This window comes from Clostridioides sp. ZZV15-6597 (assembly GCF_020657815.1).
GTDB lineage: Bacteria > Bacillota > Clostridia > Peptostreptococcales > Peptostreptococcaceae > Clostridioides.
This window is the reverse complement of record NZ_JAGWCT010000133.1, coordinates 1-9,356: the sequence shown is the minus strand read 5'-3', so window position 1 is coordinate 9,356 and position 9,356 is coordinate 1. Positions and strand designations below refer to the sequence as shown.

Below are 9,356 nucleotides of genomic sequence, written 5' to 3'. Positions count from 1 at the left end.
AATAGTATGCTATAAATATATATAAATATGGGAAATAAAAACAAATAATTTATAAAATATATAGTATAAAAATTAAGAATAAATCAAATATTTATAATTGATATAATCAATTAAATTATTGATTGTGATATACTTTTAATAGTGAGAAAATGCTATGAAGGGATGATTGAATGAGGTATTTTAAAAAATATATAAAAAAATATATAGTGTTGTTTTTAACAGCAATATTTTTCTTAACATTGGAAGCTTTTTGTGATTTGGCACAACCAACTATAATGGCTAAAATAATTGATATAGGGGTTTTAAATAAGGACTTAGACTACATATTATCAACAGGAGCTTTAATGATAGGTATAACTTTTTTAGGAGCAGTATTTTCAATAATAAGGAGTATAATCTCAGCAAGAGTTTCTCAGTGTTTTTCTTATGATTTAAGACAGGATGTATTTGAAAAGATAAATACATATTCGTTGAAGCAAGTAGATAAGTTTGGTAGAGCCTCACTAATAACAAGAATTACTAATGATATTAATCAGATACAATTATTTGTTCATGGAATGATGAGAGTTTTTATAAAATCACCAATTATGTGTATAGGAAGTTTAATTATAGCAATAAAATTAAATTTAAAAATGTCAATAATTATTTTAATTGCAGTTTCAATTATATTTATTATAATATTGTTTAATATGAAGATTGGATATAAGTTATTTAAAAAAGTACAAGAAAGTACAGATAAAATAAACTCAAAATTGAGACAGTTTTTAGGTGGAATAAAGGTAGTTAAATTATTTTGTAGGTATGATTATGAGAATAAACGTTTTGAAGAATTAAATAATGAACTTTTTCAAAATAGTAGAAAAGCTACAACAATGATGTCATTTTTTAGACCAACAATTACAATAATTATTAATATTGCTATAATAATAATATTGCTGATTGGAAGATATTTAATTTATTCTGGAGAAATTAAAATTGGAATTATAGTTGCCTATGTAAACTACATGACTAGAATATTAACATCACTTATAATGATTTCACATGTTTTTAATGTTTTTGTGAGAGCAAAAGCTTCTTATGAAAGAATAAGTGAAGTCTTGCTTGATGAGAATGAAGAAGTGATTATCAAAAATACTGATTTAGATGGTAAAGAAAGAGAATTAGAATTTATAAATGGTGATATAATTTTTGAAAATGTAGACTTTTCGTATAATAAAAATATAGATGAGAAGATATTAAAAGACATATCTTTTAAAATAAAAGAAGGGCAAAATATTGGCGTGATTGGCCAAACTGGTTCAGGAAAGACTTCTTTAATCAATTTAATCCAAAAATTATATATGGTTGATAAAGGAGATATTAAGATAGGAGAGCATAGCATATATAGTATATCTAAAGAAAGTTTAAGAGAAAAAATAGGTGTAGTTTTTCAAAATAGCAGTGTGTTTGGAAAGAGTATATCAGAAAATATAATTATGGGAAATAAAGATATAAGTGAGGAAGATGTTGTAAAAGCATGCGAAATAGCAAATGCAAATCAATTTATAACAAAGCTTGAAAATTCTTATGATGAAGTTTTGTTTCAAAGGGGTAAAAACCTATCAGGAGGACAAAGACAAAGAGTTACAATAGCTAGAGCTATAGCAAAAAAACCACAAATATTAATTCTTGACGATTGTTTTAGTGCGATGGACATCAATACAGAAACAGTTATAAGGAAAAATATAAAAGATTATATAAATAATTTAAGAGAAAATGAAAACAAGAAATGTACTATTATAACTATTTCACAAAAAATTAGTTCTATAATTGACTGTGATAAGATTTTAGTTTTAGATGAGGGAGAGGTGGTTGGATTTGCTGCACATGAAGATTTACTGGTTAGTTCTCCAACTTATAAAAAGATTTTTGAGTTGCAAAATCTAGTAAATGAAGATGTAAATTAAGGAGGAAGTGTATTGAATTTGAGTACTGGAAATCAAAAGGTGAGTAGACTAAAGAAAAAAGCAAAGCCTAAAGATTTTAAAAAAACATTTAAAAGAGTTTTTATGTACTTTAAAAAAGATAAAAAAATTACTAGATTGATTTTTTTACTAGTAATAATTGATTCAATTATATCAACTATAATACCATATACTCTTGGAAAAGTAGTTGACATAATAAATATTGATATATATTCAAAGTCTGTTTTCTTAAAAGGAATACTTATTTTACTTTTATTTTATATAATTGAATTTTTAGTTAAGCTGTCTAAGGGGGTATTTACAGCTAGATTATCTCAAAGTATAGTTAGAGATATGAGAAGTAATTTATTTCTAAAATTTAGGAATTTACCAATAACTTTCTTTGATAAGAGTCCCACTGGAGATATTATGAGTAGAGTAACAAATGATGTTGATAATATTAGTACAGGTATTTCAACTTCATTAGTACAATTAATTACAGGAATTTTAAACATATTGCTAACTTTCATTATGATGTTTATATTAAGCCCTATTTTAACTTTTTGTAGTATTGTATTAATACCAGTAGTAATGCTTCTGAGTAATTTTATTGCAAAGAGGACTAGAGTTTTTTTTAAGCAACAACAAGTGGAGCTAGGAAAGCTAAATTCTCATATTGAGGAAATGATATCAAATATAAATGTAGTAAAAGCTTTTAATTATGAGAAAAAATCTGTAAGTGACTTCAAAGAAATCAATGATAGGCTTTTGAGTATTTCACTTAAATCACAGATTTATACATCTCTTTTAATGCCTATTATGAACGTAATTAGTAACATAGGGTTTGCAATTATATGTATTATAGGTGGAGTACTTGCGTCTAAAGACGTTATAACTATAGGAGTTATAGCAAGTTTTTTAAGTTATGTAAGACAATTTACAAGACCTTTAAATGAATTAGCTAACTTATTTAATACACTGCTTTCAGCTGTAGCAGGATGTGAAAGAGTCTTTGAAATTATGGATGAGCAAGAAGAAGCACAAATAAATAGTAGCACTAAAAGTGATATTTACAACAATAAAAATAATAATTTAAAAAAATCTTTTATAAATGGAGATATTGAATTTAAAGATGTAAGTTTTTCTTATGACTCAAAAAAGAATATTTTAAGTGATATAAACTTAAAAATCAAGGCTGGAACATCAAATGCCATAATAGGAGAAACTGGTAGTGGAAAAACGACAATTATAAATCTGATTACAAATTTCTATCAAGTAGAAAAAGGGAAGATATTTTTAGATGGGAATGATATATATTCAGTTGATAGGAATTGTTTAAGAAATTATTTTGGAGTAGTTCCACAAGAAAGTTATATATTTAATGACACTGTTATGGAAAATATAAGATATGGAAATCTAACAGCAACTGATGAACAGGTTATATCTGCTAGTAAAATAGCAAATTTACATAAGTTTATAATTAAGATGCGTGAAGGATATGAGACTGTTTTATCGGATAGGGGTGAGGATTTAAGTGAGGGGCAAAAACAACTAATTAGTATTGCTAGGGCGGTATTAAAAAATGCACCAATACTTATTTTAGATGAAGCTACAAGTAATATAGATATAGCAACTGAAGCTAAGATTCAAGAGGCAATAAATAATATAACTTATGGAAAGACTAGTATAATTATAGCTCATAGACTAAGTACTATATCAAATTGTGACAATATAATAGTTTTAGAAAATGGGCGAATTGTAGAGTCTGGAAACCATAAAGAACTAATAAAACTAAAAGGTCATTATCACAGAAATATACTGTTAACAAATCGAAATTAAAAATTAATAAAAAAATTTAAAAAAAATTGTTTAAAGGTATATGACGCGGGTATATATAGACTAACTTAGAAAATAAAAAATTTAATTTGATATATAAAATATTAGGAGGAAATTAATTATGAAAAAATTTGTTTGTACAGTATGTGGATATATACATGAAGGGGATGCTGCACCAGCACAATGTCCAGTATGTAAAGTTGGAGCTGATAAGTTTGAAGAAATGAAAGGCGAAAAGAATTGGGCTGATGAGCACAGAATAGGAGTAGCTCAAGGTGTAGATGAAGAAGTAATCGAAGGATTAAGAGCTAATTTTGTTGGAGAGTGTACAGAAGTAGGAATGTATTTAGCAATGAGTAGACAAGCTGATAGAGAAGGATATCCAGAAGTTGGAGAAGCTTATAAGAGAATAGCTTTTGAAGAAGCAGAACATGCTGCTAAATTTGCAGAACTTCTTGGAGAAGTTGTAGTTGCAGATACAAAAGAAAACTTAAGAGTTAGAGTTGATGCTGAATATGGTGCAACTGATGGAAAATTAAAATTAGCTAAAAAAGCTAAAGAATTAGGATTAGATGCTATACATGATACAGTACATGAAATGTGTAAAGATGAAGCTAGACATGGTAAAGCATTCTTAGGATTATTAAATAGATATTTTGGAAAATAAATTTATAAAAAATTATATATAGATTTTTGATTATCTTTTTAATCTTCTTATATGTCCGAATAGCCTTATTTTATAAGCTATTTGGGCATTTTACTTTATATCAATACTCATGTTTCTAGGTTTATCTTCTTATATTTTTCCCATCAAACGTGGTAAATATCGTGGTAAATACTTTTATGCAATCAGATGCTTAACCTCTGTCTTGGCACTGTCAATGGACGAATGAGCGCACCAGTTTGTTGTGATACCGATACTCGAATGTCCCATGAAATACTGTAAATCTTTCGGGTTCATGTTCCGTTGTGCCAGTTTCGCACAGAATGTATGGCGTAATATATATGGTGTGATATGTGGTAAGGCTGTATCCATGTTGCTTGTTGTATTTCTTCACAATATGGTTAAATAACCCATTGTAATCAATCGCAACCTTTGGATTACCATTCTGATTGACAAATAGGAAATTTCCCCATTCGTCTATTACTATTGGCTCTGTCTTAGGGCGATTCTTAGTATCTATCCAGCACCCATTTCAACCATTATTCATTCTCATAAGTTTAATAATCAACAAATAGAGCTTAAAATGATTGTATATTTCAATCTATTGTGATTATTTATATTTACGAATACATAATAATCATTACACGCTTATCTGTTAATGAATTTTTCTTGATTTTGCACAAATAATTAAGTACGACAGGATTATAAATAACAAGTAACGAAACAATGTGGAGGGTTATGCCATGAAATACAAACTTTTGGGAGAGAATATCCAGATAATCAGAAAGCACAGAAAAATGAAACAGCAGGAATTTGCAGATGCTATCAGTATCAATATGCAGAGCCATTCCAAGATTGAAGGAGGATTGAATTTTCCTACCTTATGAAACGCTGAAAAAGATAACAAATGTATTAGATGTTACACCAAATGAATTGTTATCAGGAGAATGGAAACATACTTACCATATGGAACAGTTCATCATGGAAGTAGTAGAACGGGAAGAAGATTTCAATGTGTCGCTGGAAAATATGCCCATGATGAATTTTTCCAAAGTCATGAGGAGTGGAAGTTTTATATGAAAGTCAAGATGTCGGAATATATCAACAATTATATGAGCGATATAAAAATATCTATTTATGAATTATTGGAGATAAAGAAGTTAATTCAGCGTCAAAAAATGGACAGGCTGATGAAATGCTATAAGGTATGGCATAGTATTGACCGTTGTGATGAACTGTTAAAGGGGTATCAAGAGGAATAAAGGGAAAGTATGTTGTACAGTTCTTTTACAATGGATTATAGTTTGAGCTTATTACTGCATAAGGATAGCAACTAGAATAATATAGGATAAATAATAAAAGGCTTGTATAACATAAAGTATTATGCAAGTCTTTAATTTATTGACAACTGTACTATTTCGTATTATACTGTACTTGCATAAGTAATACGGTATAATACGAAAGGAGAAAAATAGTGGAAATATTTATCAATAATCATGCTAGTGTTCCTATTTATGAACAAATTTCTTCACAGATAAAAGCACTGATTATCAATGGAGAATTGAAAGCTGGAGAAGCTTTGCCATCCATAAGAGGGCTGGCTAAATCTCTGCATATAAGTGTTTTGACAGTACAAAAGTCTTATGATGTACTTCAAACAGACGGTTTTATAGAAACAACGGCTGGAAAGGGGTGCTTTGTTTCTGCTCAAAATCAAGATTTTTATTTAGAAGAACAACAGAAAAAAATAGAAAGCCATTTTTCAGAAGCCATTGAAATAGCTAAAGTAAGTGGAATTAAACTTAATAAATTACAATTGCTATTAACATTATTGTACGAGGAGGAATGATACTATGGAAAAAATTGCATTAGAGCTTAAAGGAATAACGAAACAATACAAGGATTTTAAACTGGATAACATTTCTTTTAAAGTACCACAAGGAAGTATCGTAGGTCTGATTGGCGAAAATGGTGCTGGAAAAAGCACTACAATCAATGCTATTCTAGGATTGACTGTTACCGAACAAGGAGAAGTATCTGTATTTAACGGAAAAAGTGTAAATGCCGAAACAAAAGAACATATAGGTGTTGTTTTTGACGGAAGTAATTATCCAGACAGTTTAACTCCTAAAAAGTTAGGAAAGGTATTTCAAAACATTTACAAAGAATGGGATAGCCAAAAATATTTAGAACTACTTAATAAATTTGAACTTCCAGTTAATAAAAAACTTAAAGAGTATTCTAAAGGAATGAAAATGAAGTATTCTATTTCGGTAGCATTATCTCATAATTCAAAATTGCTAATTCTTGATGAGGCTACAAGTGGTCTTGACCCAATAATAAGAGATGATATTTTAGAAATGTTTTTAGATTTTATTCAAGATGAAGAACACTCAATACTGGTTTCATCTCATATTACCAGTGATTTAGAAAAAATTGCAGATTATATTGTATTCATACATAAAGGAAAAGTATTATTTTCAAAACCAAAAGACGAGTTATTAGAAAAATATGGAATTATAAAATGTAATTCAAAGCAATTTAATGAAATAGATAAAGCTGATATTATTGCATATAGAAAACAAGATTATGAATGGCAAATATTGATTTCTAATAGGCAGCATACAGAAAGAAAATATCCGAAAATTATGATTGTACCAGCGAGTATAGATGAAATTATGCTTATGTATGTAAAGGGGGATAAATAGTATGAAAGGTTTGCTTTTAAAAGATTATTACATTATCAAGTCATCAATTATTACACTACTGATTACTTTTGCTGTTATTGGGTTTGGAGTATCTTTTTTTGCAACTCCACAAGTTTTGATTGTTATAGCAACAACTGTACTAGGTATGAGTGTAGCAACGATAATTAATATTGACAAAAAATGTGGCTGGTTAAAAACAGCTGTAACATTTCCAACACCTAAAAGAACAATTATAAGCAGTAAATATCTTATGTATGTGCTACTATGTTTGCTTGGCATAGTGTTTGGAATAATTTTCAGTACAATGGTATCTTTTGTTATAAATGATATGAATTTTAGCTTTTTGCCATTGTTTACATGCTTGAGTATAGTTATGACATTCTTTTCTGGCGGAATTATGCTTCCATGCTTTTATTTACTTGATGAAGAAAAAAGTGTGGTTGGTGCAATAATAGCATATCCACTTGCAGCAGGATTTGTATTCGGCATGAGTAAATTGATTGATAACGGTACTTTGTCAATGGCAATAAGTATTCTAGTTTCGATTATTATATTTATAATTTCATGGTGTCTGATTTGCAAACATGTATCAACTAAAGATATTTGATATAATGGCAATGATGAAGTTAGGGAGATATAACTGCTATGAAAGTTTTAAAAAAAGAGATATAAAACAATCTTAAAAGTTGGGGCAAGAGCACAAGGTGTTTCCATTGCAGAATACAAGAAACTATTGACGAAGCAATCTTAATGGAACATCATTTACAACTGAATATGCTAACACTTTAGCTCATACAAACTATATGTTTTGTGTGGGCTTTTTTCATAGTCAATATCTTTTCAGCTATCTATATACAAAAGATATAAATAAAATTCCTACTCAAAATTAAGAGGAATATTTGCGTTTATATATTTCAGTTATATGCAGAAAGGAGGTGAATAAACATGAGTTTATCTTCTTTTGAGCATATCGTCAGATTACAGTTTAATGCTTTAATGATGATGATTATCCATCTTATGAGTTGATATGTAAGGCATTTGACGGAGATGAAAAAGCAATCAAGGAAATTTTGAAATTCTATAACACTTATATATCCAAATTATGCCTACGTCCGTGTTACAATGAGAGTGGTTCGGTCAATATGCAAGTTGATGAAGAACTAAAAGGATAAATTCATACACAGATGATAAAAGCTATTTTTATGTTTGAAATCAAAGTGAAATAGTCTAGTTGTATGAATGAAGAAAGGGAAATGTACAGCTTTTGTGCTATCTTCCTTGTCTCTTTATCGTCATGTCAAGGCTCATTCAATCGTGGTAAATTCGTGGTAAAATGAGTGCTTTTTTTAGGGTATTAGGAATTTCCCTTATGTCAATTAAAGCTAATAGGAAGTATTCAAATATAAAAATATGGAATTAAAGAGTAAATTAGATTCTAAAATAGTAAATTGACATACACATAGGAATACATTAAACTAAGTATAAAAATATTGACTGTTTAATAAAGGTGGTGGATAAACTGATTAAGTATACATATAAAAGTAAGATAGCTATTGTAGTGCTACATGAAATTTATGGAGTTAACAACTTTATAAAGGATATTTGTCAAAAATACTATCAAGATGGATATGATGTATTCTGTCCTGAACTTTTGGGTAGTGGAAAAGTTTTTTCTTATTTAAAAGCCCAAGATGCATATAATTTTTTTATAACTAATATAGGATTTAATATTTATGAAAAAGTAGAAAAACTTATAAATGATTTAAAATTAAAATATAAGCATGTATTCGTTATTGGGTATAGTGTAGGTGCAACAATTGCATGGAGATGCAGTGAAAATTCATTGTGTGATGGAATAATTTGCTGTTATGGTTCTCGAATTAGAGATTATATAGATGTAATTCCAAAATGTCCTGTTTTATTGGTATTTGCAAAATACGATTCATTTGATGTTGATTTTGTTGCCTCTCAACTTGCTAAAAAACAAAATATTCAAATTGAAATTGCAGAGGCAAATCATGGTTTTATTGATACATATTCAAAAAATTATTCTAATACTCATGCACAAACATTCAATCTTCAACAAATGGAGTTTCTATCTAAACATTCAAGTTAATAGAGACTATAATTATTTATAAGAGAATTTAAAATTTTTTTGTTTGTCACACACTCATGCATAGAAGAAAAGAGTATGTCAAAATATAT

At 28.4% G+C, this 9,356-nt stretch carries 9 protein-coding genes and 1 pseudogene; 9 read left to right on the top strand and 1 reads right to left on the bottom strand.

Translation table 11 applies throughout. The annotated features are described in order from the left end of the window. Nucleotides 1-170 precede the first annotated feature (170 nt). The 3 genes from KGF52_RS18880 to KGF52_RS18870 all read left to right on the top strand — a co-directional run bounded on the left by KGF52_RS18880 (nucleotide 171) and on the right by KGF52_RS18870 (nucleotide 4,446). Complete coding sequence (locus KGF52_RS18880; RefSeq protein ID WP_227841247.1) at nucleotides 171-1,946, top strand: ABC transporter ATP-binding protein; 1,776 nt, start codon at nucleotides 171-173, stop codon at nucleotides 1,944-1,946. Between the two features lie 12 nt (nucleotides 1,947-1,958). After that, nucleotides 1,959-3,782, top strand: coding sequence for an ABC transporter ATP-binding protein (locus tag KGF52_RS18875; RefSeq protein WP_227841246.1), 1,824 nt, complete (start codon nucleotides 1,959-1,961; stop codon nucleotides 3,780-3,782). Between the two features lie 118 nt (nucleotides 3,783-3,900). Beyond that, nucleotides 3,901-4,446, top strand: a complete 546-nt coding sequence (locus KGF52_RS18870; protein WP_107594844.1) for an NADH peroxidase — start codon at nucleotides 3,901-3,903, stop codon at nucleotides 4,444-4,446. Between the two features lie 174 nt (nucleotides 4,447-4,620). Here the strand turns inward: KGF52_RS18870 and KGF52_RS18865 are convergent. Continuing rightward, nucleotides 4,621-4,954, bottom strand: a pseudogene (locus KGF52_RS18865) (tyrosine-type recombinase/integrase); the annotation flags it as partial. A gap of 565 nt (nucleotides 4,955-5,519) precedes the next feature. On the opposite strand from KGF52_RS18865, the gene KGF52_RS18860 reads away from it, so the two are divergent. From KGF52_RS18860 to KGF52_RS18835, 6 genes are all read left to right on the top strand, one after another. Next, on the top strand, nucleotides 5,520-5,705 hold the full coding sequence (locus KGF52_RS18860) for a hypothetical protein (RefSeq protein WP_227841245.1): 186 nt from the start codon (nucleotides 5,520-5,522) through the stop codon (nucleotides 5,703-5,705). 212 nt (nucleotides 5,706-5,917) lie between these two features. Beyond that, on the top strand, nucleotides 5,918-6,292 hold the full coding sequence (locus KGF52_RS18855; protein WP_227841244.1) for a GntR family transcriptional regulator: 375 nt from the start codon (nucleotides 5,918-5,920) through the stop codon (nucleotides 6,290-6,292). Nucleotides 6,293-6,296: 4 nt separating this feature from the next. Next, on the top strand, nucleotides 6,297-7,151 hold the full coding sequence (locus KGF52_RS18850; protein WP_227841243.1) for an ABC transporter ATP-binding protein: 855 nt from the start codon (nucleotides 6,297-6,299) through the stop codon (nucleotides 7,149-7,151). Nucleotide 7,152: 1 nt separating this feature from the next. Then, entirely contained in the window at nucleotides 7,153-7,758 is a 606-nt protein-coding gene (locus KGF52_RS18845; RefSeq protein WP_227841242.1) for an ABC-2 transporter permease, read from the top strand. A gap of 415 nt (nucleotides 7,759-8,173) precedes the next feature. Continuing rightward, complete coding sequence (locus tag KGF52_RS18840) at nucleotides 8,174-8,323, top strand: helix-turn-helix domain-containing protein (RefSeq protein WP_227841241.1); 150 nt, start codon at nucleotides 8,174-8,176, stop codon at nucleotides 8,321-8,323. Nucleotides 8,324-8,658: 335 nt separating this feature from the next. Further along, complete coding sequence (locus KGF52_RS18835; RefSeq protein WP_227841240.1) at nucleotides 8,659-9,267, top strand: dienelactone hydrolase family protein; 609 nt, start codon at nucleotides 8,659-8,661, stop codon at nucleotides 9,265-9,267. The last annotated feature ends 89 nt before the right edge of the window (nucleotides 9,268-9,356 follow it).

Excerpts from the sequence above, each read along its gene's own strand:
- KGF52_RS18845 (WP_227841242.1), top strand. The coding sequence starts at position 7,153 with ATGAAAGGTTTGCTTTTAAAAGATTATTACATTATCAAGTCATCAATT.
- KGF52_RS18850 (WP_227841243.1), top strand. The coding sequence starts at position 6,297 with ATGGAAAAAATTGCATTAGAGCTTAAAGGAATAACGAAACAATACAAG.
- KGF52_RS18860 (WP_227841245.1), top strand. The coding sequence starts at position 5,520 with ATGAAAGTCAAGATGTCGGAATATATCAACAATTATATGAGCGATATA.
- KGF52_RS18880 (WP_227841247.1), top strand. The coding sequence starts at position 171 with ATGAGGTATTTTAAAAAATATATAAAAAAATATATAGTGTTGTTTTTA.
- KGF52_RS18870 (WP_107594844.1), top strand. The coding sequence starts at position 3,901 with ATGAAAAAATTTGTTTGTACAGTATGTGGATATATACATGAAGGGGAT.